At 44.3% G+C, this 24,620-nt stretch carries 25 protein-coding genes and 3 pseudogenes; 13 read left to right on the top strand and 15 right to left on the bottom strand.

Going from position 1 to position 24,620, the window contains the following annotated elements:
- Positions 1-8 precede the first annotated feature (8 nt).
- The 3 genes from MAE_RS22605 to MAE_RS22595 form a co-directional block, all read right to left on the bottom strand.
- Positions 9-470 carry a DUF29 domain-containing protein gene (locus MAE_RS22605; RefSeq protein WP_012267590.1) on the bottom strand — a complete coding sequence of 154 codons (462 nt, stop codon included), beginning with the start codon at positions 468-470 and terminating at the stop codon, positions 9-11.
- 80 nt (positions 471-550) lie between these two features.
- On the bottom strand, positions 551-2,023 hold the full coding sequence (locus tag MAE_RS22600) for a phosphatidylserine decarboxylase (protein WP_012267589.1): 1,473 nt from the start codon (positions 2,021-2,023) through the stop codon (positions 551-553).
- A gap of 865 nt (positions 2,024-2,888) precedes the next feature.
- Complete coding sequence (locus MAE_RS22595) at positions 2,889-3,809, bottom strand: LysR substrate-binding domain-containing protein (protein ID WP_041804302.1); 921 nt, start codon at positions 3,807-3,809, stop codon at positions 2,889-2,891.
- A 147-nt stretch (positions 3,810-3,956) separates the two neighbouring features.
- On the opposite strand from MAE_RS22595, the gene MAE_RS22590 reads away from it, so the two are divergent.
- Both MAE_RS22590 and MAE_RS22585 read left to right on the top strand, forming a co-directional pair.
- Entirely contained in the window at positions 3,957-4,640 is a 684-nt protein-coding gene (locus MAE_RS22590) for a cadmium resistance transporter (protein WP_012267586.1), read from the top strand.
- 362 nt (positions 4,641-5,002) lie between these two features.
- Complete coding sequence (locus tag MAE_RS22585) at positions 5,003-5,443, top strand: YidH family protein (protein ID WP_012267585.1); 441 nt, start codon at positions 5,003-5,005, stop codon at positions 5,441-5,443.
- Positions 5,444-5,800: 357 nt separating this feature from the next.
- Here MAE_RS22585 and MAE_RS22580 read toward each other — a convergent pair whose 3' ends face one another.
- A complete protein-coding gene (locus tag MAE_RS22580) occupies positions 5,801-6,598 on the bottom strand; it encodes a sulfite exporter TauE/SafE family protein (protein WP_012267584.1) in 798 nt (265 codons plus the stop codon).
- A 279-nt stretch (positions 6,599-6,877) separates the two neighbouring features.
- On the opposite strand from MAE_RS22580, the gene MAE_RS22575 reads away from it, so the two are divergent.
- Positions 6,878-7,882, top strand: a complete 1,005-nt coding sequence (locus tag MAE_RS22575) for a sulfate/molybdate ABC transporter ATP-binding protein (RefSeq protein WP_002795968.1) — start codon at positions 6,878-6,880, stop codon at positions 7,880-7,882.
- 15 nt (positions 7,883-7,897) lie between these two features.
- Here MAE_RS22575 and MAE_RS22570 read toward each other — a convergent pair whose 3' ends face one another.
- From MAE_RS22570 to MAE_RS22560, 3 genes are read right to left on the bottom strand one after another with little or no spacing between them, the layout of a single operon-like run.
- Complete coding sequence (locus tag MAE_RS22570) at positions 7,898-8,341, bottom strand: type II toxin-antitoxin system VapC family toxin (RefSeq protein ID WP_002795967.1); 444 nt, start codon at positions 8,339-8,341, stop codon at positions 7,898-7,900.
- Entirely contained in the window at positions 8,338-8,667 is a 330-nt protein-coding gene (locus tag MAE_RS22565) for a hypothetical protein (RefSeq protein WP_002795966.1), read from the bottom strand. The genes MAE_RS22570 and MAE_RS22565 overlap by 4 nt, the downstream gene beginning before the upstream one ends.
- Positions 8,668-8,722: 55 nt before the next feature.
- The gene (locus tag MAE_RS22560) at positions 8,723-9,262 is read right to left on the bottom strand and encodes a pentapeptide repeat-containing protein (RefSeq protein WP_012267582.1); all 540 of its coding nucleotides are present in this window, start codon (positions 9,260-9,262) and stop codon (positions 8,723-8,725) included.
- 374 nt (positions 9,263-9,636) lie between these two features.
- Between MAE_RS22560 and MAE_RS22555 the strand changes: the two genes are divergently transcribed.
- Positions 9,637-10,332 (top strand): TerC family protein, encoded by a 696-nt coding sequence (locus MAE_RS22555; protein WP_012267581.1) that lies wholly within the window; start codon positions 9,637-9,639, stop codon positions 10,330-10,332.
- A 138-nt stretch (positions 10,333-10,470) separates the two neighbouring features.
- Positions 10,471-10,710, top strand: a complete 240-nt coding sequence (locus MAE_RS22550; RefSeq protein ID WP_223210634.1) for a hypothetical protein — start codon at positions 10,471-10,473, stop codon at positions 10,708-10,710.
- A 77-nt stretch (positions 10,711-10,787) separates the two neighbouring features.
- Here MAE_RS22550 and MAE_RS22545 read toward each other — a convergent pair whose 3' ends face one another.
- Both MAE_RS22545 and MAE_RS22540 read right to left on the bottom strand, forming a co-directional pair.
- Complete coding sequence (locus tag MAE_RS22545; RefSeq protein ID WP_012267579.1) at positions 10,788-11,186, bottom strand: YidH family protein; 399 nt, start codon at positions 11,184-11,186, stop codon at positions 10,788-10,790.
- Between the two features lie 71 nt (positions 11,187-11,257).
- On the bottom strand, positions 11,258-12,064 hold the full coding sequence (locus MAE_RS22540) for a prohibitin family protein (RefSeq protein WP_012267578.1): 807 nt from the start codon (positions 12,062-12,064) through the stop codon (positions 11,258-11,260).
- 639 nt (positions 12,065-12,703) lie between these two features.
- Between MAE_RS22540 and MAE_RS30770 the strand changes: the two are divergent.
- Positions 12,704-12,883: pseudogene (locus MAE_RS30770) on the top strand (PLP-dependent transferase); the annotation flags it as partial.
- A 39-nt stretch (positions 12,884-12,922) separates the two neighbouring features.
- On the opposite strand, the gene MAE_RS22530 reads toward MAE_RS30770, so the two are convergent.
- Positions 12,923-14,110 (bottom strand): RNA-guided endonuclease InsQ/TnpB family protein, encoded by a 1,188-nt coding sequence (locus tag MAE_RS22530; protein WP_012267576.1) that lies wholly within the window; start codon positions 14,108-14,110, stop codon positions 12,923-12,925.
- 92 nt (positions 14,111-14,202) lie between these two features.
- Between MAE_RS22530 and MAE_RS22525 the strand changes: the two genes are divergently transcribed.
- From MAE_RS22525 to MAE_RS22500, 6 genes and pseudogenes are all read left to right on the top strand, one after another.
- The gene (locus MAE_RS22525; protein WP_012267575.1) at positions 14,203-15,324 is read left to right on the top strand and encodes an O-acetylhomoserine aminocarboxypropyltransferase/cysteine synthase family protein; all 1,122 of its coding nucleotides are present in this window, start codon (positions 14,203-14,205) and stop codon (positions 15,322-15,324) included.
- Between the two features lie 15 nt (positions 15,325-15,339).
- Positions 15,340-15,753, top strand: a complete 414-nt coding sequence (locus MAE_RS22520; protein ID WP_231859665.1) for an alpha/beta fold hydrolase — start codon at positions 15,340-15,342, stop codon at positions 15,751-15,753.
- 45 nt (positions 15,754-15,798) lie between these two features.
- Positions 15,799-16,842 (top strand): annotated as a pseudogene (locus MAE_RS22515) (IS630 family transposase).
- An 18-nt stretch (positions 16,843-16,860) separates the two neighbouring features.
- On the top strand, positions 16,861-17,571 hold the full coding sequence (locus tag MAE_RS22510; RefSeq protein WP_231859664.1) for an alpha/beta fold hydrolase: 711 nt from the start codon (positions 16,861-16,863) through the stop codon (positions 17,569-17,571).
- 51 nt (positions 17,572-17,622) lie between these two features.
- A complete protein-coding gene (locus MAE_RS22505) occupies positions 17,623-19,041 on the top strand; it encodes an AAA family ATPase (RefSeq protein ID WP_002795958.1) in 1,419 nt (472 codons plus the stop codon).
- Positions 19,038-19,625 (top strand): hypothetical protein, encoded by a 588-nt coding sequence (locus tag MAE_RS22500; RefSeq protein WP_012267571.1) that lies wholly within the window; start codon positions 19,038-19,040, stop codon positions 19,623-19,625. Before MAE_RS22505 ends, MAE_RS22500 begins: the two co-directional genes overlap by 4 nt.
- 13 nt (positions 19,626-19,638) lie before the next feature.
- On the opposite strand, the gene MAE_RS22495 is transcribed toward MAE_RS22500, so the two are convergent.
- From MAE_RS22495 to MAE_RS35385, 4 genes and pseudogenes are all read right to left on the bottom strand, one after another.
- A complete protein-coding gene (locus MAE_RS22495; RefSeq protein ID WP_002795955.1) occupies positions 19,639-19,851 on the bottom strand; it encodes a DUF6887 family protein in 213 nt (70 codons plus the stop codon).
- Positions 19,848-20,021, bottom strand: coding sequence for a DUF6888 family protein (locus tag MAE_RS36555; RefSeq protein WP_373276090.1), 174 nt, complete (start codon positions 20,019-20,021; stop codon positions 19,848-19,850). The genes MAE_RS22495 and MAE_RS36555 overlap by 4 nt, the downstream gene beginning before the upstream one ends.
- 432 nt (positions 20,022-20,453) lie before the next feature.
- Positions 20,454-21,161: an MBL fold metallo-hydrolase gene (locus MAE_RS35390; protein WP_231859810.1), complete on the bottom strand. Its 708-nt coding sequence runs from the start codon at positions 21,159-21,161 to the stop codon at positions 20,454-20,456.
- A 963-nt stretch (positions 21,162-22,124) separates the two neighbouring features.
- Positions 22,125-22,604, bottom strand: a pseudogene (locus tag MAE_RS35385) (FAD/NAD(P)-binding protein); the annotation flags it as partial.
- A gap of 171 nt (positions 22,605-22,775) precedes the next feature.
- Between MAE_RS35385 and MAE_RS30765 the strand changes: the two are divergent.
- Complete coding sequence (locus tag MAE_RS30765; RefSeq protein WP_012264307.1) at positions 22,776-23,624, top strand: IS630-like element ISMae21 family transposase; 849 nt, start codon at positions 22,776-22,778, stop codon at positions 23,622-23,624.
- A gap of 334 nt (positions 23,625-23,958) precedes the next feature.
- Here the strand turns inward: MAE_RS30765 and MAE_RS22480 are convergent, their stop codons facing one another.
- Complete coding sequence (locus tag MAE_RS22480) at positions 23,959-24,597, bottom strand: cadmium resistance transporter (RefSeq protein WP_012267569.1); 639 nt, start codon at positions 24,595-24,597, stop codon at positions 23,959-23,961.
- Between the last annotated feature and the right edge of the window lie 23 nt (positions 24,598-24,620).

The raw sequence follows: 24,620 nt of genomic DNA, 5'->3' as shown, positions 1-24,620 counted from the left end.
CGTTAAATTTACGGCCAATCCTGACTCGTATCGCAGAGGAAATGGTCGGCCATGATGTTCTCGAAGGTGAAGGGACAGTGAGAGGGAAAAGTCCGTATCGGTAAATCCGTCTCGCGTAAAGCCAAATCCACTCCGGCCTCGAAAGCATCGGATAAAGCCGTCGGTATCCGGGATTTTAAACTAGGATTGCCCTCTAGATGCCGTCTGATCCCTCGTCTCTGTTCTCTAATCGTCAAAAACCAGCTGCGAGAACGTTTATCTGGCTGATATTCCCATTTGAGAAGATGTCCTACCAAAACGGTTAGACGGCTCACCAGTTCTCGATATTCTTGTTTACCCAAGGAAATGATTTCCTCCCGTAAGTTTTGCCAGTCCAGAGCTTCTACCTGTCGGTTGGCCAGAGCTTTCGCTTGTAGCTCTGTCCACCCATAGAAGTCGGATTCATACAGGGAATTCGCTTGATCTTTCATATTGGAACTTTACCTAAAATGTCGGCTGGAAGGAACCCTGGAGATGACAGGTTCCGCCAGTATAGAACAGCGAAGCACGATCAAAACGACAGCAGTTTGGCGATATTTGAATAGGCGTACTGACTCCGCACCGGATAGTGAACATTTACCGTAGCCGTGATGTTGACGTTGGACTGACGCTCGAATACCATCACGATGTCGGAGCCGCCGAAGAGGAAAGTCGAGATCATCTCGCCCTTCGACACCGTTTTTCCCACCACCTCCTGGCGCACCTTCTCGTTGATCAGTGCCACCTGCTCATCATAAGATCGCCCCTTCTTTTCCTGTTGGGTAAGACGGATAAGTTCCTGCGTCCCTGGTTTGACGAAGACAACGGAGGATACTTGTGCCATTCCAATGGGCAGTACGGCGATCTTGCCGATAGCGGTTTCCAGGACAAAAAGCCCACGGCACTGCACAAACTGATAGTCTGTGGCATCCTGTGCATCCAGATAACGGTGCGGCATGGCCACGTTGGCCAAGGATGAGTTTTCATCGGCACGTCCCTCAGCATCGAGTAGGTCAAGTTGGACATCCAGGTAAACCTGTCCTGGGATAAATTTAGCCTCAATTATCCTGCCCGCTGCCGGGGCGTGCTGCCGGTGATAGTCGAAGACATTGAGAAAGCTGTGGACGAGAATGCCGCCCTCGAAATCCTGGGCATACTCGGAACCCTTTAACAGTTCTGGGATAGGCCATTCGACGTGCTTGACCACGATTGAGGACTGTGCGGGCATCGGCTCGCCCGCCGGAGTGGTGATAGTCCATTGGCCGACGAAAGTGGACTCGGCTGGGAAGACAATAATCCGAGGATCGTCTGGCTGGGCGACTGGGCGCTGTCGATCGATATCCTTGAAAGTTCTGGAAAACCACTCGTTGAATGTCTTGTAGTTCTCGATCCCGTTTTCGCCCCCATTGTAGTCCTGGTAGGTATATTCCGGCCCGAACTTATAGGTTACGAGATGGTTGGCCGATTCGGGTGTGTCGAGAAATTCGCCCCATTCGACCGCAAATTCCCGAAGCCAGAGGGATAGCGGTGTTAGATCCTCGCCGGTAAAGGGAGCGATGGGGCTTTGCAGGGAGACGAGTTCGGGTTGGTTGAAGTAGTAATAGAACTGCGTCAGGTGCAGATAATCTGTGCGTTCATGGTAAATGTCGCCCTGCCATTCCCAGACCCGCAACCCGGGGATCCACGTTACCAGGGCATCGATGTAATAGTAAAATTGGTAGAGGTTGTGTATCCGATCGAGTTCGGGGATGCGCTGTTGTCTTACTGTCCAGATCGCGCTCTGGAAGGCTCCCCCATAGGCGTAATCGTCGATGAGCTTTTTAAGTTTCTTTGTGATCGGCTGCTTCGGCTCGTACACTGCGCTATCGGGGGGTAGCTCTTTAAGGAATTTCGGCCCCTGGGGGATTGACGATGAAACTCCCTGCTCGTTCAGGTGCTGGGCCTCCCGCGCCGACACCGCTTTCCATTTCAACCGGCCATAACTCTGGTTGTGATTTGTGTTCATGCCATTTTCCTCTTGTTGAATATCAAACTATCTATCTAAAATCTCCACAGACAGGGCCGACATTCCGCACATCTTCATATACTTTTATATATTTTTACATTCCCCAAGATGTTTTGACGAAAAACCTTCATTGTATAAACTACTATTAAGAACATTTTCAATAATTGATTTTTTCTGAGAAAAAAATTTACAATTCTTCACCTTAATAAAAAATCCATCATTGTAGCTATAATCCTGATTGGCAAAGGTTTCTCAGCAATAGATTAGTAAAAATTATCAATTGAATGTTAAGAAGTGCAGAAAGTGAGTCTAGTTGCCTGAGATAATATTAGGTCGAGGTCTATACCTAATACTAAATCCGTTGAGTATAGGCTACATATCAGGATAGGCACTCATGCAAAAGGGAGAATAAATAATCAGTTTTTAATAACCAAATTTAGTAAGTAGGTAGGTGTTAAAAGTTGTCAGACACCCCCCTTATCAAGGGGGGACTAAGGGGGGATCAGCACCCCCCTTATCAAGGGGGGCAGGGGGGATCAGAGGCAAAATCTATCTTCAATTTAATTATAACTACTTACTTATAATCTCTCTTTTTTGCCAAAAATAATTTCCCTTACATATCTTTATTTTTGCTCAGGTTAATTTTCGGTGATTGCTAAGTATCTAAGCACAATTAATTACACATCTAAGCCACTACCCCGTCAGACTTCTGATGTGAGGAAACAGTGAACTGAAAACTCAAATCCGATCCCTAATAGCTGTATCCCGTCTCCCGTCTCCCGTCTCCCGTCTCCCGTCTCCCGTCTCCCGTCTCGGAGTCTCCTGTCTCGACTAGGAAATTAATTTTGCACGACTACTTATGAGATTACAACATCTGCTCGAAAACTTGACAGACGCGGGGTTGAAAGCGCTGACGGTGTTTTATTTTTAAAAAAGGGCGCGTAAATTCGAGATAACGAGGGTATAAACCGGAAGTATCGATGACTCGAATCGATCGCAATGTGCCTAATTCTAATTCCTTTTGAACCATCAATTCGGAAATCCCGGCAGCTGCCGAACTATTCTCGATGATTGCTTTCACCATTTCTCCCGTATTTAACAGCAAAGTCACCTTTAATGTCCGTAAATCGATGCCCCAATTCTGTAACGCTTCCTCGAATCTTTGTTGAGTTCCCGATCCCGATTCTCGCATTACCCAAGGGGTTTCCACTAATTCGGGTAATTCGATCGCCTCTCTTTTATACCAGGGATGAGAACGTCCGACAATAATTAATAGGCGATCGCTGCCGACGATCTCCTGTTCTAAACAATGTGTTAAATCACTCTTGACTTCTCCCTCGATTAATGCTAGGTCAAAACGTCCGTTAGCCGTACCCAGACAGATTTCTTCCGTATTAGCTAGGGTGCAATTGATCTTAATTGCCGGATAGCGCTCCTGAAAATCGCTAATTTTTGCCGGCAGCCAATAGTTACCAATAGTCAAACTCGATCCTAATTGTAGTTCTCCCCGTTGCAAGTCGTTGAATTCCGCTAATCCCCTTTCTGTCAAAGTCACCTGGGTGAGAATGCGTTGCGCTTCTAATTGCAATAAACGTCCTGTTTCCGTGATCTCGATGTGACGACCGACGCGGTGGAATAATTTCACCCCGTATTCACTTTCTAGAGAGGCAATGGCGGCACTGACGGCCGGTTGGGTGATATATAAAGCTTCTGCTGCTTTGGTGAAGTGGAGATGTTCGGCAGTCGCTAGAAAGATTTCCAGTTGATCTAGGGTCATTCTGGCCATGGCAAGGGGTTTTCCGTCTCTATTGGTCTTTCCATCATTTTAATTTATTAAATCAACAAGAAAGAATATTTGATTTTATTAATGGCTCTTTCTAGAGTAGAAGTAGGGCGATCGAGATCAGAAGACCCGATTAAGGAAAAAAATCCCATGACTACCATGATTACTGCCATATCCACAGCAATAGCGGCCTTTATTGCCACCAATCTCGATGACATCCTGATTTTGACGATTCTTTTCGCCCAGGTCAATAAACTTTTTCGCCGTCGTCATATCGTTATCGGTCAGTATTTAGGCTTTATACTGCTTATTTTGGCGAGTTTAACTGGCTTTTTCGGGAGTTTCTTGATTCCGGCTCAGTGGATTCGTTTTCTCGGTCTTTTGCCGGTGATTGTCGGGATTCGGACTCTCTGGCAGCGAGAAGAAACCGAGACGGATAATAATGTGGAGGTGGCTGTAGAATCAGCACCGTCTTCTCCTTTGCTGGCCTGGTTTTCCCCTCAAACCGGTGCTGTGGCGGCAATTACCATCGCCAATGGTAGTGATAATATCGGCATTTATCTGCCGCTGTTTGCTAGTAATACCTGGCCAAATTTAGTCACTATCGTCAGCGTTTTTCTGATCTTGGTGGGTGTTTGGTGTTTTACTGCTCATCAGTTGACTAAATTACCGGCGATCGCTAATTTAATTACCAGTCACGGCAGCCACTTTGTCCCCTGTGTGTTGATCGGTTTGGGTGTGTTTATAATCAAGGAAAGTCTTCCCCTGGCTTTCTTGGCCCTATCCTTAAGCTATGGATGGGCGCTTCTCCAGCAGCAAGCAGAATCTATTTAGGGTTTGCGGCAAAAAGTTTTTCCTGGGGGCAGGGTGTAGGGTGTGGCCCCCCCAACCCCCCCCGACATCGGGGGGGCAGGGTGTAGGGTGTAGGGTTTTACCCATTTTCAGGGAAAAAGTCCAGGTATTTTCCCCCCGATCACTCCAATGGCCAGTACTTTTGGATTTCAAAAAGGTCTAAAAGTCTTATCGAACAATGTTTTTAGATTTATTCAGCAAACCCTATTTAATTTCTGATTCAATACAAATACATCTAAAAAGAGATTTTAGATTTTTTCCATACCATCTATAACTCAAGTGCCATAGAATAACATCATCTTATCAAGCGGTCAACTTGAAACCGACCCCTAGTCAACTCGATCATGTTATTTTTTCTCAAATCACCAGTGACGGAAAGCAAGACCAGCATTACACCGAAAAAAGTCAATCCCAATCGAGTCCGCGATCATCTGGCCAATGAACGCACCTATCTGTCTTGGATGCGAACAGCGATCGCATTAATGGGTTTTGGTATGGTTATCCTGCGTTTACGGGCCTTTCATCCTCCCCTGGTTCCCCGTCCCGGTTATGGCTGGAAATTAGGCTTAATGTTTGCTTTAGTGGGTTTATTGACCGTATTTTTGACCACGGCCCATTATTTTACAGTCAGACGAGATATAGATGAAGATACCTATGAACCAGCCGATCGATGGGTGGTACTATTTAGTTTAGTGATCGTTATTCTCGGTGCGGGAATTATCTATTTTGTCGCCACCAGTCCCGATCTGTTGATGGGTAGTATGTTGACATCCTCGCCGCCCTAAAAGTGCGGCGATTCCTAAACCTCACGATTTAAGTTTCTGCTTCCACCACCGTCGCATACCACAGTTAAAAAACCATGTACTGTCTTACACAGAGTCCACAGACTTTCGCCCCATTTCAGAAGCCCGATTCCGTGTGTCCCACGGTACGTTGACCGCCTATAGCTTCTTGTACTTGTTGCGCGCGACTTTTTACCCGGCCAAGCTTTTCTGGTCGGAACCCCCTAAGCCGAGTTTTCAAGGTGCTGCGCCGTCCACTTGGTTTTCGAGACTGGCCTTTTAATTCTAACGTAAAGCCAACCTAGAACGGCGGGGTTTCAGACCCAAAATTTCCGATGACCTTCGAGTGAACTCTGGGGATTAGGTGGGTTGGAGTAAGCGCCAACTGACCGTGACTAGAACCGTATAAAGCAGTATTTTTAGGGCATTTTTGGGGAAATATTCCGATAATCTTGCTCCCACTACTACCCCCGGTATCCCACCCAACCAGATGGGAAGTACCAGATTCCAGTCTACTGTTCCTAATCCCAGATGACCGATGGAAGTACAGGTTAAGAGGATGGAAGCTTGCGATAGATCTGTACCGACTAATTTGCGAGAATCAAGCTGAAAAAAGGTCATCAAGACCAATGCAAATAAGGAACCACTGGAAATACTGGTTAAACCGACCAAATAGCCTAAAACTGCCCCCAATATCGTTGTTTTTATCTGACCAGAGCGAGTGGTTAAATCTAATTTTGGCCAGGACCAAGGGGACAAATCGGGAAAAAACAAGGAGATTAGTAGTTCCAGGGCCGCTAGGACAGTCACGATCATCAAGACAAGACCGATGATAGGAGGCAACCATTGATCGAGATTGAGAGAGCTATTCTGCTGAAAATAGCGAAAACCGACTAATCCTAACAGAGAACCGGGTACACTGCCAATTACTAGCCATTTTACCACTTCTAACTCGATCGTTTGCTGTTGCCAGTGACGAACAGTGCCGACCACTTTCATCAACCCGGCCGCTACCACATCGGAACCCACTGCGGTGGTAGCGGGAACCTGAAATACAAAGATTAATAGGGGTGTAATCAAGGATGAACCGCCAATTCCCGTTAATCCCACGACAATTCCGATAAAAAAGCTAAATATTGTCAATAAAGAATAGTCCATTTTTGCCTCAGTTGTCTCTTTTCTCCGGTGTGTTTCTGGTGGTTAAGGGACAAAATTAGTTAATTAAGCCTTTAGAACCGACTAAAAGAGCAAAAAAGAGTATTAGTAAGCTTTTATCGCTGTTTAATCTTTTAGTCTCTGTTTACAACCAGTAATCTCCGAATCGAAACTTAATTTTCTTGCTATCTTGTAAAATGTAAGTGTATTTTAATACGATTGCGATTAAATCATGGTTAAAATACGGTCAAACCCTATACATTTTTTTGCCAGAGGATTACCGTGAGCATCATCATCGAGCGAGTATCGAAAAAATTCGGCACCTTTACTGCTTTAGACAACATCAACCTAGAGATCAAATCGAATCGTCTGGTGGCACTGCTGGGGCCGTCCGGTTCAGGAAAAACCACTCTCCTGAGAGCGATCGCAGGATTAGAACCTCCCGACACAGGCAAAATTATCATCAACGGCAAAGACACAACCCATTTAAATGTCAGAAAAAGGAATATTGGCTTTGTTTTTCAGCATTATGCGCTTTTTAAACACCTGACGGTGCGTCAGAATATCGCTTTCGGTTTAAAGATTCGCAAAGCTGCCCCGGACTACATTCAAAAACGAGTGGACAATCTCTTGAGTTTAATTCAATTGCAGGGATTAGGCGATCGCTATCCGGCCCAACTATCCGGGGGTCAACGTCAACGGGTTGCCCTGGCCCGGGCCTTAGCGGTGGAACCGGAAGTATTATTATTAGATGAGCCTTTTGGGGCCTTGGATGCCAAAGTTAGAAAAGAGCTACGAGTTTGGTTGCGACAGTTACACGAGGAGGTCCATGTCACCAGTGTTTTTGTCACCCACGACCAGGAGGAAGCCATGGAAGTGGCCGACGAGATCGTAATTTTCAATGAGGGTAAAATCGAACAGGTGGGAACTCCCGATCAGGTGTACGATCATCCTGCCTCTGCTTTTGTGATGAGTTTTATCGGCCGGGTGAATGTTTTACCACCGACCTCGGCTGCACTATTCGAGCAGCTCGGAGGGGGTACTAACGGAGTCAAGATTTTCATTCGTCCCCACGACCTAGAAATTCTCTCTTCTCCCAATGGGTCTAGCATTGCGGCAAAAGTCGAGCGTATTATCCATCTGGGTTGGGCCATCGATGTGGAATTAATTCTACCCGATCGCTCTCTCCTGATTGCCCATCTGAATCGAGAACAACTGGATCAACTGCACCTCCAAGTCGGGGAGCAAGTTTATGTTCGTCCTCGGGATGCTCGCGTTTTTGCTTAAAAGTCACCCTTATTGTTAGCACCTGACGGTCGCAGGATGAACGGCGATTATTTCCGGGTAACGGCTAAAATCGTCAACATTAAAGGTCAGAATATGTGTAAGGTCATGAACGCACATGGCTGCTACTAGCTTCGCATCATGTACCTGCACACCCTTGACTGAATAGGTGAAGACTAAGCGTTCCCATTCGGGATAAATAGCGGGCAGATCGTCAATAATGGGAAAAAGTGACTTTAGGCGATCGATTTCAGCCTTGGCTGCGGCCACTGTGCGTCCTAAACCATTTCTATTAATTGGACGGGTGTAAACGTTCCAAAACTCGATTAAATTCTGTGGTGCGATATAGAGTTTTTCTCCTTGTCCCAATAATAGACTTGTCGCACCCACAGCATCGCCATACATGGTGTGATCAGGTTCCGCACTTCGCAATAAGACATTAGTATCAACTAAAAAAGTCACAGGCACTCATCGTCATAGATACTATCGCGACTTACGGCATAGTCGGATAAAAGTGCGCTGCCTCGATCGTGACTACTTGCCCAATCCCGAAAAGCTTGCGCTCGTTCCGTCGATGTTGCCGTCTCGTAGAAAGGTGTTTTTGGCTCTATCAGTTGTTTTAGCATTGTCTCCAAGAGAATTTCTACCTTTTCTGGTGATTGGTGACTAATTCTTGCCAAAATCTCGGCAATTGCCTTTAAATCTTGCTGATGGGCTTTTTTAAAGTCTAGCAGCATTTCCGCTCCCTCCCCATCTAGCGATCGCTGAGAAAAAGGAGTAATTTCCATAGATATTGCTCTCCTTGAAAACCGCTAAAACTTGATTCTGCCATAAAAACTTTTTTTAGAATAGATTGGGATCGACACCGATCGCCCCTTCACCGTCCGCATCTTGCAGGTTAGCACCGTCTAACCGAGCATTAGTGAGATTGGCCTTCTCTAAGTCAGCTTTTTGCAGATTGGCGTTGGTTAAGTTTGCTCCTTGCAGGTTAGCTTTTTCTAAATCTGCACCTAAGAGATTGGCCTTGCTTAAATCGGCTCCCGCTAGGAGAGTTTTGCCGAGGTCGGCTCCCCGGAGGTCAGTCCCTTTGAGATTAGCACCCTGTAGGTTAGTTCTTTCTAGATCCGCTTGACTGAGGTTTGCTCCTTCTAGATTGGCCGAGGACAAGTTTAAATCTTTGAGGCTAATTCCGTTAAAGTCACAACCGACACAGGCGTTAGTTTCCTGTAGTTTTTGCAGATTATCGGCGGCAGCCGGCTCGACCAGAGTAATTTTTGCCGGTACGCCGCCAGTGGGGGTAACGGCCCTAGCGATGGCAGGGTGGAAGCAAGAAAAAACTGTGATTAGCAATAGACAGAAGGCTGTCAGTAGCTTCGGTTTCATCGTTTTTGATCTCCTTGAGTGATCTTTTTGAGTCTCTGTTTTCACTCTAGGCAATGGCTTTAATAAAAACAAATATTCTTTGTTTTCAAATCCATAAATTCCCTTTATGCAAAGCCAAGAAAGTCCCTCGCCCTTTCATCACTTTTATTTATTAAAACGACAATTAATAATATTTGCTTTTATGCTTGTCCCGTACCTAAGATGATAGTGTCCGGCCAAAATCCTAGTCAAGGAGAGCGTTTTCAGCAATCTCGCCATCGATCGCAAGCTCAAGAACTTGACCTTAGATTTATACCGACAAAAAAATAGTCAAGAATCCTAGCAGGAAATACCAAGACGCATCTACAACGTCATAGGAGTAAAAATATAATTATATGTCCCCTCAAATTCTCGATATAGCTGAAAATCTCTCTCTAACCACTTGCGGCACTATTCTCACCCTGGCAGTCTTAGAAACCATTCTATCGGCCGATAATGCCGTCGCCCTGGCCGCTTTGGTGCGAGAACTTCCCGACCCCAGACAACAACGCCAGGCTTTAAACTGGGGATTGGCCGGGGCATTTGTGTTAAGAGTTGCCCTGTTACTCAGTGCCAGTTGGACAGTTAAATTCTGGCAGGTGGAGGTACTGGGTGCTATTTACCTGATCTGGTTAGCGGGTAAGCATTTTTGCCAGAAATTTTTAAATATAGAAATAGAAGACGAAAATTTTGCCACTAATCTCGCCATAGAATCTTTTGGCCGTGTTATTGTTCTGATTGCTTTTACGGATCTGGCTTTTTCCCTCGATAGTGTGACAACAGCGATCGCCCTAGCCGATCGATTCTGGATTCTCCTGACTGGTGGTATTTTGGGAATGTTAGCCCTACGATTTTTGACCGGTTTATTTGTCAGGTGGTTAGCTGAGTTTGTTTACCTACAAGATGCGGCCTATCTGACGGTTTTAGCGGTAGGGGGAAGATTGTTATTAAAAGCTTGTCAACCAACCTATTTGCCGCCAGAGTGGATGGTATTAATGATGGTGGCGGCCTCCTTAAGTTGGGGCTTTTCTAGGCGTGTTGTGGTGGAATAGTTCTGGCAGCAAGGGATTTTCTCAATTTTTTAGGAGCGTGTCAACCGTTATACTCCGGGAGGATGGGCGACTGTGACATAATTTGGGACTAGGTACGGTAAGAGTCGCTAGTGAACCCCGTTAGCCTTGGAGACTTCCTTGCTAGACACCATTTCCACCCTATCCCCAAAACTAACAGCGATCGAAACCAAGGGAAATCCTCTCCCCAAAGTTGTCAGTTGTTCCTCCACCTGTCGTTATTGTCGGTTTTATAAGTTTCAGGGGAGAGGAAACGGCTATTGTCAACGCTTGGGAGTCGCTGTCCACAGTCATTGGCGCGCCTGTCCTTTGATTTGTCCACCTTTCGCCCCTTCCTGGGAAAGGTCGGAAAATGGGTAATTCTAAGTAGTTATCTGGATTTTACCGCCTGTATCGAGCAATTTTCTCCCCATCCCGCTCCGTGCGAGGATGGGGTTTTAATCGAAACCGATGCTTTCTACTCCACCGCTATCGGGACTGGTGGCGACAAAATAGAGAATTCCCGACCCTAGACAAGCGATCGCTATACTAAAGCAAATAATCCAGACTTGAGCAGGTTCGTAGCTATTACTATCGATCGCTCGCCGGATGAGAAAATATCGGCGCGTGGCGATGACAACGGTTAATAATCCCACCATAGCGAAGACAAAACCCAACAGCCACCCCAATCCTAGGACGGTAGAAGATGCCGTCCGTAAACGCAAAATGACCAGACCAAAACCCATCAAAGCGATCGAGGCACGCATCCAAGACAGATAGGTGCGTTCGTTGGCCGAATGATCTCGCCAGTAATCGGGGTTAAATTTCTGCTTTGTCTTTCGGGATTTAAACAGCATAGAGGAGTTCCTCGCAGTGAACTTCAATAAAATCAAGTATTCTTTCTTATGGTTTTAATAAATTGTTTTTATCATCTAGTTTTTCGCTTATCTTTAGCCAATTCAAGGGACTTAAGCAGATTATCATCCATAAATAGGGGAAGTTTACCGTCCCATCTTTCGATCGCTTTGTTCTGTAAAACTTCTGGACTTAAGGAATCTTGGAGAATGCGATGAGCTGCCGCCTCTCCCTTAGCCAGATTGATTTTTACTTCCGATTCTTTCAAGGCTTTCAGCACCATAAAACCGGCTTTTTTGGCCTCCTGTTCGGCAATTTGTTTGGCTTCCACCGCATCGGTAAAGCGATCGGAAAAATTGACATGAACCAAAGAAATATCATCGACACCGATATGATAATTTTTCAGTCTTTCGCTCAAACGAATATCTACTTCCCCTTTCACCTCCTCCCGTTTAGTAATTAATTCTTCGGCGGTATATTTAGCCATAACTGCCTTGAGAATTTCCTCCACTGCTGGATCGATCACTCGTTCAATGACAGCCGCTTCATCGCCAATTTGTTGAAAAATAGTATTAACTTCTGATGCTAAAATATGCCAATTCAGGGCCACATCTGTGAATACTTCCTGTAGGTCTTTGGAGGAAGCTTCGGCCGCTATCTGTTGTTTTTGAATTCTCACACTTAGTTTTTTCACCGTGTTAACAACGGGAATAATCCCGTGAATACCCTCATTAAGTATTTTATCCTGTACTTGACCAAAGACCATTAAAACTCCTCTTTCTCCCGCATTAACAATCACGAAAGGATTAAAAATAATCGCCAAAATTAATAACAAAAAAAAGAGATTACTTGGTCTAGCTAAAAGACGAATTTTGAGCATTTTAATTGATAATATAGATGGTTGATAGGATAGTTTTGCAAATAAATAAAATGACTAATTTTATGTTGATAATTAGCGATATTTTTATCTACCTTAAGAATTTTATCAACTAGAAAATGAAGGTAAAGTTGTCCTATATTATTTAGATGAAGTCAGATTTAGCCTCGTTATTTTTTCCTTCTGGCTGGCAAAATATCGGGAAATAATTGTCTATTTATAGTTACCATAGTCGCCGATTAAATGTTTTACTAATCATGAATCAAAACGATTATCTCGTTAGTTTTAGTCAGAAACTTGACCAAAAAAGCATTTATTTGTCCAAGAAAGGAATCGGGATTATCCAGAAACAATTATAACAAAATTTCCCTTGTCTTAAATGGTACATTCTCATTCCACCAGTCTAGCTGGTACTTTCTTTTGTAGCAATTACCTTAACACAATCTAGTTTCGGCATAAAAGATATTCTGTATACAGGATATCTCGATAAATTGACTCGCAGAAATGGCTATGATAGAAAAATACAGTAAGCGAATAAGCCTACTGTACCCATTCCATCCCCTAATGAGGTCATTTAATCACCCTTTTTCCTCGAGCGCACAGATCGAGGAATTTATCCTTTATTTTCGTCCCCGAGCGCCCATGTCTGACCGTTACCGTTTCGAGACGCTACAAGTACACGCCGGCCAGGAACCTGCCCCCGGAACCAACGCCCGCGCCGTTCCCATCTATCAAACCACTTCCTACGTTTTCAACGATGCCGACCACGGGGCGCGACTGTTTGCCCTGGAAGAGTTCGGCAACATCTACACCAGGATCTTGACATCCTCACCGCCGTAAACGGACGGTGATTCCCAAACCTCACGATTTAGGTTTCTGCTTCTTTCCCGAAGGATTTTTCGCACCTGCCTTAACAGATTTACTCTGTTCTGGTCTTATGGTCGCTCTACAGACTGACACCGCAAGCCCTGCGGCCAAAATATTTTTACTGGCGTTAATATCTCGGTCATGGTGAGTCCCACAGTCTGGACAGTCCCATTCTCGAACATTTAACGGCATTTTCTCAGCAATATGCCCACAATTACTACATCTTTTAGAACTAGGAAACCATCTATCTATTTCGATGTAATTTCTTCCGTACCAACGGCATTTATAGGCTAATTGTCGAGTGATTTCTCCCCAGCTTACATCAGATATTGCCTGAGATAATTTCGGGTTTTTGACCATATTCTTGACGGCTAAATTCTCAACCACAATCGTTTGGTTTTCACGAACTAATTGAGTGGTTAGCTTGTGTAAATGGTCTTTTCTGCTATCGGTGATTTGAGCGTGAATCTTGGCTACTTTGATTCTCGCTTTTTCCCGATTTTTTGAGCCTTTCTGTTTTCGAGAAAGACTTTTTTGTGCCTTTCGCAGTCTCCGATAATGCCTTTTAAAATGCTTGAGATTAGATACCTTGTCTCCATCGCTGGTAATTACTAGGCTACTAATTCCTAAGTCAATTCCGATGGCTTTATCTGTTACTGGTAATGGCTTAATCGTTGGGTCATCAAATCTTATTGAAATATGCCAACGTCCAGAAGGATGTAATCTGACTGTTACTGTGCTTGGTTCACAGCTTTCTGGTATTTGTCTTGACCATCGAATAGGTAAAGGTTCTGTGCATTTGGCTAAATAGATTTGTTTGTCTTTAAATTTAAAGGCTGATTTGGTAAATTCGGCACTTCCTCCCTGATGTTTTTTCTTAAAGTTAGGATACTTAGTACGACCAGCAAAGAAGTTAGTAAAAGCTGTTTGTAAATGCCTTAACCCTTGTTGTAAAGGTACACAGCTAACTTCGTTTAAAAAGTCTAATTCTTCTTGTTTTTTCCAATCGGTCAACATTGAAGAAGTTTGAGCGTAGCCTACTCTTTCTTGCTTTTCGTACCAAGCTTGTGTTCTGACATGGAGAGCTTTGTTGTAAACTAATCTTACACAGCCCAAAGTGCGCCGCAATAGCGACTCTTGTTCGGGTGTGGGGTAAAATCGAAACGAATAGGCTTTTTCCATACCTCACATTTTAGCATATATTTCGTAAACGATGCTCATATTTAACAGTAAAGCCGTCGTAGAACGACGGGGTTTCAGACCCAAAATTTTCGATGAACCCGACCACCGATGTCTTCGAGAAGCGGATCGCCGCTTTAGAAGGAGGCGCGGCGGCCCTGGCCACCTCTAGCGGTCAGGCGGCGCAATTTCTAGCGATCGCTAATATTGCCGGTGCGGGGGATAATATCGTTTCCACTAGCTACCTCTACGGCGGAACCTATAATCAGTTCAAAGTCTCCCTACCGCGTTTAGGAATAAATGTCAAGTTCGTCGATGGCGATGAGGCCGAGGCTTTTCGAGCGGCGATCGACGATCGCACTAAAGCCTTATACGTCGAGACGATCAGCAATCCCCGATTTAATATTCCCGATTTTGCCGCCCTGGCCCATATCGCCCACGAGAACGGCATTCCCCTGATCGTCGATAATACCTTCGGCTGCGGCGGCTATCTCTGTCGCCCGATCGAACAGGGGGCCGATATCGTGGTGCAATCGGCCACCAAATGGATCGGCGGTCACGGCACTTCCATCGGCGGAGTAATCGTCGATTCGGGGAAATTCGACTGGGGAAACGGCAAATTTCCCCAGTTTACCGAACCCGCGCCGGGTTATCACGGGTTGAATTTCTACGAGGTGTTCGGACCGTCCGGCCCTTTGGGCAATATCGCCTTTATTATCCGGGCCCGGGTGGAGGGATTGCGGGACTTCGGACCCGCCTTGAGTCCGTTTAACGCATTTTTACTGCTACAGGGATTGGAAACCCTCTCCCTACGGGTCGATCGTCATGTATCCAATGCGTTGGCCCTGGCGAACTGGCTCAAAGAACAGCCACAGGTGCAATGGGTGGACTATCCCGGATTACCGGAACATCCTTACCACGAACGGGCGAAGAAGTACCTAAAACACGGCTTCGGCGGGGTTTTAGCCTTCGGGATTCGGGGCGGTTTCGAGGCCGGGCGGAATTTTATCAACCGGGTGAAACTGGCCAGTCATCTCGCCAATGTGGGCGACGCAAAAACCCTGGTTATCCATCCCGCCTCCACGACTCACCAGCAGTTAAACGAGGAAGAACAGCGTTCGGCGGGAGTAACGCCCGAATTAATCCGCGTTTCCGTGGGTTTGGAACATATTGACGATATTATCGAGGATTTCCAGCAAACTTTCCAGAGTTTATAACCCACCACCCTGCCCATGGATCGCCTAGACTTGATCTCCCCAGAAACCCGTTTCTATTCCCCACCGCATCCTTTTGTTCTCGAATCGGGGGCGGTTCTCGAAAGGGTGCGGATCGCCTATCGAACCTGGGGAATTTTGAATAACAAGCGGGATAACGGGGTTATTGTCTGTCATGCCTTCACGGGATGGGCCGACGTGGAAGCTTGGTGGGAACCTTTGTTAGGAACCGGACGCGTTCTCGATCCGACCCGGGATTTTATTGTCTGTAGCAATATTCTCGGCAGTTGCTACGGGACAACCGGCCCCACTTCGATCGATCCCCGTACCGGTAAACCCTACGGTCCGACTTTCCCGGAGATCACCATTCGGGATCTGGTTCACCTATACTTTGCACGGCTACAACTTGCATTTTTTACTCAAGGACAATAATATAGTTTAAGAGTCATAATTAGAAGCAAAGCACTCATTAAAAACATGATTAACCTAGAATTCACGGAAGAAGAAAAGAACTCACTGTCTTAGGAAAGATTTCATCATCCCCATCCCCGGGTTCAACTGAAGATGGAAGTTCTCTGGTTAAAGAGCCAAAAGATACCGCACAAAAAAATTTGTCAGTTAGCAGGAATCTCGCCAAATACCTTATTAACCTATCTTCGAGATTATGAAGAAGGCGGAATAGAAAAATTAAAAGAAATCAACTTCTATCGCCCTAAAAGTGAATTAGAGTCTCAAAAAGAAACGCTCAAAAAATACTTCGAGAAAAATCCACCAGCCACAATAAATGAAGCTGTATATAGGAGAGAAGAATTAACGGGAATAAAACGAAGTCCTACCCAAGTGAGAAAATTTTTAAAATCAATGGGAATGAAATGTTTAAAAGTAGGTTCTCTTCCTTCTAAAGCTGACCCAGATGAACAAGAGGACTACAAAGAAAAAAAGCTAGAACCCAGACTAAATGAGGCTAAAGAAGGAAAAAGGGCTGTTTTTTTTGTTGATGCCGCTCACTTCGTCATGGGAGCATTTCTCGGTTTTGTTTGGTGTTTTGAGAGACTTTTTGTTAAGTCACCGAGCGGGCGTAAACGCTTCAATGTTTTAGGAGCATTAAATGCAATAACTCATGAAGTTATTCTGGTTACGAATGACACTTATATTACAGCAACTCAAGTCTGTGAACTCCGGTCAAAAATAGCTGCTTTAGGAATAACTATTCCCATCACTCTAGTCTTAGATAATGCCCGCTATCAAAAATGTAAAATTGTTGAAAAATTGGCTCTTTCTTTGTCAATAGAGCTACTCTATTTGCCGTCTTATTCGCCTAATCTAAATTTAATTGAAAGGCTGTGGAAATTTGTCAAAAAGAAATGTTTGTATGGTAAATACTATGAAAACTTTTCTGACTTTTCTTCAGCCATTTATGAATGTTTGAATGATGCCCATTTGAAACATAAAAAAGAACTGTATTCCTTGCTGACTCTACGATTTCAGAAGTTTAATAAATCTCAGATTATGAACGTCTAAAGTATACAACGGCTGTTGGTGGACGCATTGGGGATCGAGTCTTTGCGGTTGGTGATCGGGGGTTCCTTGGGAGGGATGCAGGTTTTGGAGTGGGCGCTACTGTACCCGGAGAAGACGCGCTCGATCGCTGTCATCGCCGCTTCGGGACGACATTCGGCCTGGTGTATCGCACTAGGAGAGGCTCAAAGGGGAGCGATCTATGCCGATCCCCATTGGCAAGGGGGAAATTATGCGCTCGATCGCCCTCCGTCCCGGGGTTTATCGGCAGCCCGGATGATGGCGATGACTACCTACCGATCGCACGCCAGTTTCGAGTCCCGTTTCGGCCGGGAGTACGGGGAGGGGGGAGAGTTTACGATCGCCCGCTATTTAGAATATCAGGGGAGAAAGTTAGTCGAACGTTTTGACGCGAATGCTTATATCACCCTAAGTAGGGCGATGGATCGTCATGATGTCACCCGGACGGGAAAAAGTTACGAATCGGTTTTACAGTCGATTCAACAACCGACGGCGATCGTGGCGATCGATTCGGATCTTCTTTATCCTCCCGTGGAACAAGAGGAGTTGGCGAAATACATCCCCAATTCTGAATTATTCTGGTTGCGATCGCCGCACGGTCACGACGCATTTTTAATGGATGGCGATATGGAAGCGTTGAATGATCTTCTCGTGACTTTCGGGAATGGGTGGGAAATGGGAAATGGTCGCGGGTTGGGGATGGTGGGGTAGAGAGCGCTTGCGGTACTATGGTCTATAGCCGGATAGAGAGCGCACGCATCTATGCAAAAAATTATCATTAAAAATTTCGGAGCGATCGAGTACGCTGAAATCGAGATTAAAAAGGTTCTAGTTTTAATCGGTGAACAGGCAAGCGGCAAGAGTACGATCGCTAAATTGATTTATTTTTTTAAATCATTAAAAGAAAATCTAAAATCTGAAAGTTTTTTATTCGCCCAAGAAAAAATACCGAAATATACAGATATTGATACTTATTTTAGAGAATTTATAAAAATAAAGTTTTATGATTTTTTTGGTTCTACGCTCAATTTTTTGAATTTTGAGGTTAGATTTTATTATAGTTTTCAAAAAAATAGATATATACAATTGAATCTTGATTTAAATAAAAATTTATGCTTAATATTTAGCGAAAATTTTTTAGATGAACAGTTCAAAAACGGTTTTGCAGATTATATTAATTTGTCCAAAAAAAATATTGATAACTCCGAAAAACCATATATCAAAATAGATAATTTGACCCAGTATAGTTTATCCTATCAATATCTATCAAAGTTATTGAATAATTTATTTGAAAACGAGCAAGAAGATTTACTATTTATAATTGCTGGAAGAAATGCAACGGTAACTTATTCTGACTTATTTGAGAAATATTTATTTGCAAGTATTGAAATTGATTTAAAAGAAAATAGTAAAAAATATTTTGCTAACAAACTGCAAATGATAGATGAATTTTTAATGCTACAATTTATAGAAAAAGTGGAACTTATTAAACAAATTTTTAGAAAATTTTCTGGCTTTGATGGATTAATTAACTATCAGGCAAATAAAAAAGGAATTGAGTATTTAAGAGTGATAAAAAATAAAATAGATTTAATATTAAAAGGTGAATACTTAATTGGCAATTCTGAAGAAAAGATTATATTTAACAAAAACGAGCGATATTCTATTGATCTTCGTAATGCTTCATCTGGTCAGCAGGAATGTATTAGAATTTTACAGGACATCTTTTTAAATATTATTTATGGTTCGATAATTTTGAGAATTATAGAGGAACCAGAAGCGCATTTATTTCCAGTTGCCCAAAAACATTTAATTGAATTATTAGCGATAATGGTTAATCGGAATGAAGATAATCAATTAATTATCACTACCCACAGTCCTTATATTTTATCGGTTTTTAATAATTTACTATTCGCCAAAAGAGTTGTTGAAAAAAATCCATCGGCACAGTCTGAAGTGTCGGAAATAATACCAGAAGATTACTGGTTGAATGCGGCTGAATTTTCGGCGTACTCTCTAGGAAATCAATCTTTAGACGAAGAGGCTAATTATTGTGAATCTATTTTTGATAGTAACACGGGATTGATCGCTCAGAATTATCTAGATACCGTATCCGAAATGATGGGAGGGGAATTTAATAAGCTATATAATATTCACGCTAGAACGTTTAAACGCAAATGACAGAGTTTGACGAAATCAAAAGCTATCTATCCCAAAAAATAGACAAACTCGATCAATTTATACAAATCGAGGAGAGACATGAGTTTCTAATTATCGACTACAATGGTCAGTCTTTTATCATTATCGATATTCCCGTGAATTCGACTTGTACTATTAACTTGAACGATGAGGACATTTTAATTAACGATTTCGACGACACTAAAACATTCAAGGTTAGCAACAATACAATAATTGGCTTTATCCCTATTGATGGCAGAAAAGGTCTTTTAGGATTTGGAACTTCCCATTGTGATTGTGTATTTTTCGATAAAAGTGATTTCTGCTTTGTCGAATTTAAATTCAATGCAACCAGCGCCAAAAAAGTTACTGAAAATCGTTGTAAAGCGATCAATCAATTAAGCAACACGATCAGTTATTTCGACGCAAGGCTGGACAAAAACTATCTAGACTTGAATCTAGAGGCGTATGTCTGTACACCCGAATTTTATCCTAGAGATGATGCGACTTGGAAATCTCTAGCGATCGAGTTTCTAGAAAATTACGGGATCGCGCTTTTCGAGAAAACGTATAAAATCTGTAAATAATAGTGCATTGGCTTTATATTTTCTGTTGTTTATCGCGGCGATTTTTCGCTACCAGTTCGGGAAAATGACTTAAATCCTCGATCGAACGCGGTGCGGGATAAATTTCTCCCGGTTCGGCCGTCACCCGATCGAGATAAATTTGAAAGGCCCTCTCGTCCTCTCTATGTTCGAGAATATAACTCCGTAGTTCCTCGCGACTCATCGATTCAAACTCGCGTTTTATCATACATACCTCCAATCGCCATTTTTAAAAATAATAATTTCTTGCTCTTCCCCAGCGAGAAAAAAGATATTTCCCGTTCTTTCGTCAATCCGAACAATATTAACGGGCAAATACATCTTCGTTGCCCAATAACTTAAAATAAAACAGGTTAGCTGTTGCGCGGCAGTAGGAATGGGCTTTTACTCCTCTGGTGTTTCGTTATCCAGTGTAGCGCAGGACCGACGGGGCGATCAATCGCTTGCCCGTTTATCGAAAATTTGGGTTAAAACCCCGTCCTTTTAGGACGGCTTTAAGCTACAATGGAAAAAGCGATAACCAAGCTAAAAACTGAACCTTGACAACAGATAGTAGGGGGTTTTGTTCAGAAAAGAATTCAAATTCGGCCTTGAACGAGTAAAACTTTCTAGGAAATAAGGTTGAACATTAGATTTTTTCGACTTGTTCAAAGTGGCCGGAGGGCATCCGGACACTCAAAACGGACGGGTCGAAAGAGTCAGACTTAAGCAATTAAGCGTTTTTCGGTGAAGCGTCAACCCCGTTGACGCGACCACCCTAAAAAAGTGGCGTGGTGAGGAATCGCCGTCCGTTTTACGGCGGCGAGGATGTCAAATCTGATAATCCATGACGAAAACCACCTTACCACCCCGTGCGTTGGCACTTAAGGCCGCAGTCATCTTCTTGGGATAGGGGAGATTGAGATTATTCATTAACTGAATAAAATCCTGACGATTGCGGCCGGCGAAACGGGGATTCCAGCGCTTTTCCTCACCGATCGAGGAGACCGTTCTTCCCAGATAATCGTGACAGGGATAAACAAGCGTATCATCGGGGAGAGTGAATAACTTCTCCGTCACCGTCTTGTATAGTACTTCCGGCGAACCGTTCTGAAAATCGGTACGACCGCAACCGCGAATTAAGAGTGCATCCCCCGTTAATAGGCGTTTTTCATCGATGAGATAGGCTATATGACTATCGGTGTGGCCTGGAGTGGCGATCGCTTTTAGCTGCTGACCTGCCACGGTCCAGAGGTCGCCATCGCGTACATAACCATCGATATCGCTCACTTCGGCGTTTTCGGGAACGAGGATCGAACAGTTGGTTAACTCCCGTAAGCGGTGCGCTCCGGTGATATGGTCGGCGTGGACATGGGTTTCCATCGTGTAGCCTAGAGTTAACCCCAACTGCCAAAGAATCTGCCGATCGCGATCAACCTGTTCGAGGACCGGATCAATTAAAATCGCCTCCCCCGTACCCGAATCAGCGATCAGATAGGTGTAGGTACTCGATTCCCTATCAAAAAGCTGGCGGAAAATCGGCGCTGCCGGCCGGAATGCGATCGAGTAGGCCGTGGGGAGAGAAATTCTCTCTTTCAGCGATCGCAACAAATCCCGGGCCAGTTCGGCCGCCTGTAAACGCAGTTCGGGAATGGCGGTGGTTTCCCAGAGATCGCCTTTGCGGGGATTTCCCAAGCTGTACAGCGTGTCCGATGCCGTACCGTCTGGCCGGAGAATCGCCCCGTTGTCCGCGGTTTCGATGCCACAACCTAGGGGATGGGGACGGATTAACCCCCGTTGGCGAAGATGAACGACGAGGGGATCGGTGATCGTCCGGTAATCGTTACCCGCGCCGGTACAGTTAATAATTCGATCGATCGTTAGGTTTAACAGGTTTCCCGTCCCCCGTTGACGGATAGTAACCTCTACACAGCCGTTTTTAACCTCAGCAGTTTCAATTCTTCCCCCATGATAGGTTAATTGTCCCGATTCTACGGCCTCGTCGAGGATACCGGCGATCTCGTCGGCGACGCGATGGCGAAGAACCTCCCAATAGGCTTTCAGGTGGCGTAGAAATCTGGCGCGTTCCGCTATCGGCAGACAATGCCATAGACCTTGAGATATCGGGCGTAAGGCGTTTAAAACGGCCCGCCAGTCGTGACCTCGACTCTCGGCGGTTTTTACCTCCGCGCGAATCTGCCGTAGGAGTCCCCGGGTGGTCTGGGGCGCGGTTTCGAGGGTGAGGAACGGGGGATAGGGATCGGTGGGTCGGTGCGATCGAGGGATCAGGCCATGACGGGAAACTGCGTGGATTTTGCCCGTGAATCCCCTTTGTGCCAGGGAAACCACCATATCCACCATCGTTAACCCCGTACCGACGAGCAGAATCGTCCCGTCGGGTTTTAGCTCGGCGAGTGTGTCCGTCTCCCAAGCGTCGCGGAGATAGAGGGAATTGAGAGACGCGAGGGGTTGGGGAACCGTTGCGGGAAAATTGCCCAGCGCCAGAACTACTTTAGCGGCGCTGATTTTCTTGCCTCCTTTGAGGGTAATTGTCGCCTTTTCCCCGTCGAGTACCAGATCGATCGCCGCATCGGTAAATGTTTCCAGACGGTGATCGGCAATGGCGTTGTCCCGCGCTTCTTCTAGGATCGATCGGATGTATTTGCCGTACACTAGACGCGGTACGAAGCTGGCCGGATCGATCGATCGATAGCCGTTATCCGCTAACCAGTGGAGGAAATGTTCGGGATCGTCCTCGAAGGCGCTCATTTTGCCCGCAGGAATATTGAGCAGGTGGCCGCTGTCTCGCGTTCCGTAGGCGATCCCCGTACCGAGGGGTTTTCGGCGCTCGATCAGGGCGATCGATAATGGAGTCCCCGTGTCGCGTAACAGGTTCGCCGTCACGAGGGAACCACTAAATCCTCCCCCGATAATGGCGATGTCGAAAGTTGCAGAAAATTGATTCCGGTCAATGTAGCTCATAGATAAGGGGTATGGTAAGGGTGTCCTTGGGGAGAAAAGAAGCGTTTAGTTGAGCATTTCGGTCATCGATAGGCGATGCCCATTTGTTGAAAAATATAGTCATTTCAAATAAGTGTGAGACGAGGGAAAAATAAGGTAAAATCAAGAGAAACGAGCAACCCATACAGAAAAATGTCTTATAGCCTAGACTTGAGAAAAAAAGTAATCGATTATGTAGAGAATGGGGGAAGCATAACCAAAGCCGCCGCTCTATTTAATATAGGAAGAGCGACGATATATAGATGGCTAGGTAGGGAAAAACTGGAAGCAACAAAGGTAAAACACCGTCAGAGAAAGCTGGACTGGAAAGCACTGTCAAAAGATGTCCAAGAAAATCCCGAGGCAAGATTAAGAGACAGAGCCGAGAAATTTGGAGTGAGACCAAGTGCCATTTGCTATGCCTTAAAAAACATGAAAGTTACCAGAAAAAAGAAGGAACTTCGTTATAGAGAAAGAAACCGAGAAGAAAGAATGAAATACTACAGAGTGCTGAGAGAATTGATTAAAATATATGGAAGTGAAAGCCTTGTATTTATTGATGAGTCAGGGTTTGAAGAATTTCAAGCCTGTTTTTATGCTTGGTCAAAAAAAGGGAAGAAAGTCTTTGGAGATAGACAAGGAAAACGAGGAAAAAGAGAGAACCTTGTCGCTGGTAGAAGAAAGGGAAAAAAAGACTTTATTGCACCGATGGTATTTACGAGAAGCCTGAATGCCGAAGGTTTTGAAGGGTGGTTATCTTTATATTTGTTGCCCTCTCTAACCATAACATCAGTATTAATTATGGATAATGCACCAATTCATCGGAAGACAGTCATTAAACAACTGGTAGAGGAAGCAGGTCATCAGGTCGTGTTTTTGCCAAAATACTCTCCTGATTTAAATGATATCGAACATGATTTTAGTGCATTAAAGAGGGCAAGAATGTATGCTCCTGTGGGGACACCCCTTGATGAAATTATTCGTACTTATTGTGTCGCCTAGTGTCTCGTTCTTATTTGAAATAACTATAGTATTAATTCGCCGATGTCGGTTTTTGCAGGAAGCTTCGGCCGCTATCTGTTGTTTTTTAATTCTCATAACAAATCCTTTTATAGCGGTTCTCACACCTGTGTGGCACACTTAAACCTTTGCTAATTAAGCTTTTCAACATCGATAATGTACCTAGTGCGAACAGGAAACGCTATATAACTTTTCAAGAGAACGTAGGTTGGGTTGAAGCATGAAACCCAACGCCTGATTACGTTACGCTACCGCTAACCCATCCTACAAATAATTTTGCCTCCCTACTTAAAAGATAATTTTTGGGCATTCTTGGTTAAGACATTAAAAATAAACGATAGGATCGGCTGTCAACTAATATATAAATCCCTAGAAAAATATAGATAAAAGGACTAATTTTATGTCCGTAGTTTGTAACCACTTTAGCTATCCTGGGATGGGTAATCAAAAAATAGGCTAGGGCGCACCAAATCCCCATCATGAGATAAAAAATTATCATGATAATTAAGACGTGCATCGGGGAATTATTGGCAAAAAGAGAGGTATAGATACCAATATTATCACCGCCATTAGCCACGGTCACGGCAGCAACGTAATAGGTTTGGGAGGGAAAACGAGGAAAAAAGGAGCGATTTTTAGAATAATTAACATCTTCTCTTACTTCTTGAATATAATCCTCATTTTCCCTTGACAAAAGTTGTTTAATGCCGATAATCAAAGGAATAAATCCTAATAGACCAATCCATTCTTTAGAAACCAGTAACCCAAATAGTAACCCGAGGGAACTAGCTAGGAGAATGAGGGTAAAACCGAGGTATTGACCAATAATCAGGTGTCGAGGTCGAAAATTAGCATTAAGTCGCGAGAAAAACAACATTAGCACCATCAGATCATCGAGATTTGTGGCTACAAAACTCGTCACGCTAGTAATTAAAAGGGCTACTAACCAATTCATAGATTGAAAAAAGGGATAATCCT

It is taken from the genome of Microcystis aeruginosa NIES-843 (assembly GCF_000010625.1).
Classification (GTDB): domain Bacteria; phylum Cyanobacteriota; class Cyanobacteriia; order Cyanobacteriales; family Microcystaceae; genus Microcystis; species Microcystis aeruginosa.
The sequence above is the reverse complement of the archived record's forward strand: the minus strand, read 5'-3'. Positions and strand labels throughout refer to the sequence as shown.

Coding starts and splice junctions, on each gene's coding strand:
- MAE_RS22600 (WP_012267589.1), bottom strand. CDS start 2,023: ATGAACACAAATCACAACCAGAGTTATGGCCGGTTGAAATGGAAAGCG.
- MAE_RS22520 (WP_231859665.1), top strand. CDS start 15,340: ATGGATCGCCTAGACTTGATCTCCCCAGAAACCCGTTTCTATTCCCCA.
- MAE_RS22555 (WP_012267581.1), top strand. CDS start 9,637: ATGTCCCCTCAAATTCTCGATATAGCTGAAAATCTCTCTCTAACCACT.
- MAE_RS22540 (WP_012267578.1), bottom strand. CDS start 12,064: ATGCTCAAAATTCGTCTTTTAGCTAGACCAAGTAATCTCTTTTTTTTG.
- MAE_RS22500 (WP_012267571.1), top strand. CDS start 19,038: ATGACAGAGTTTGACGAAATCAAAAGCTATCTATCCCAAAAAATAGAC.
- MAE_RS22605 (WP_012267590.1), bottom strand. CDS start 470: ATGAAAGATCAAGCGAATTCCCTGTATGAATCCGACTTCTATGGGTGG.
- MAE_RS22495 (WP_002795955.1), bottom strand. CDS start 19,851: ATGATAAAACGCGAGTTTGAATCGATGAGTCGCGAGGAACTACGGAGT.
- MAE_RS22560 (WP_012267582.1), bottom strand. CDS start 9,262: ATGAAACCGAAGCTACTGACAGCCTTCTGTCTATTGCTAATCACAGTT.
- MAE_RS22585 (WP_012267585.1), top strand. CDS start 5,003: ATGTTATTTTTTCTCAAATCACCAGTGACGGAAAGCAAGACCAGCATT.
- MAE_RS22580 (WP_012267584.1), bottom strand. CDS start 6,598: ATGGACTATTCTTTATTGACAATATTTAGCTTTTTTATCGGAATTGTC.
- MAE_RS22530 (WP_012267576.1), bottom strand. CDS start 14,110: ATGGAAAAAGCCTATTCGTTTCGATTTTACCCCACACCCGAACAAGAG.
- MAE_RS22595 (WP_041804302.1), bottom strand. CDS start 3,809: ATGGCCAGAATGACCCTAGATCAACTGGAAATCTTTCTAGCGACTGCC.
- MAE_RS22525 (WP_012267575.1), top strand. CDS start 14,203: ATGAACCCGACCACCGATGTCTTCGAGAAGCGGATCGCCGCTTTAGAA.
- MAE_RS30765 (WP_012264307.1), top strand. CDS start 22,776: ATGTCTTATAGCCTAGACTTGAGAAAAAAAGTAATCGATTATGTAGAG.
- MAE_RS22565 (WP_002795966.1), bottom strand. CDS start 8,667: ATGGAAATTACTCCTTTTTCTCAGCGATCGCTAGATGGGGAGGGAGCG.
- MAE_RS22590 (WP_012267586.1), top strand. CDS start 3,957: ATGACTACCATGATTACTGCCATATCCACAGCAATAGCGGCCTTTATT.
- MAE_RS22480 (WP_012267569.1), bottom strand. CDS start 24,597: ATGAATTGGTTAGTAGCCCTTTTAATTACTAGCGTGACGAGTTTTGTA.
- MAE_RS22545 (WP_012267579.1), bottom strand. CDS start 11,186: ATGCTGTTTAAATCCCGAAAGACAAAGCAGAAATTTAACCCCGATTAC.
- MAE_RS22505 (WP_002795958.1), top strand. CDS start 17,623: ATGCAAAAAATTATCATTAAAAATTTCGGAGCGATCGAGTACGCTGAA.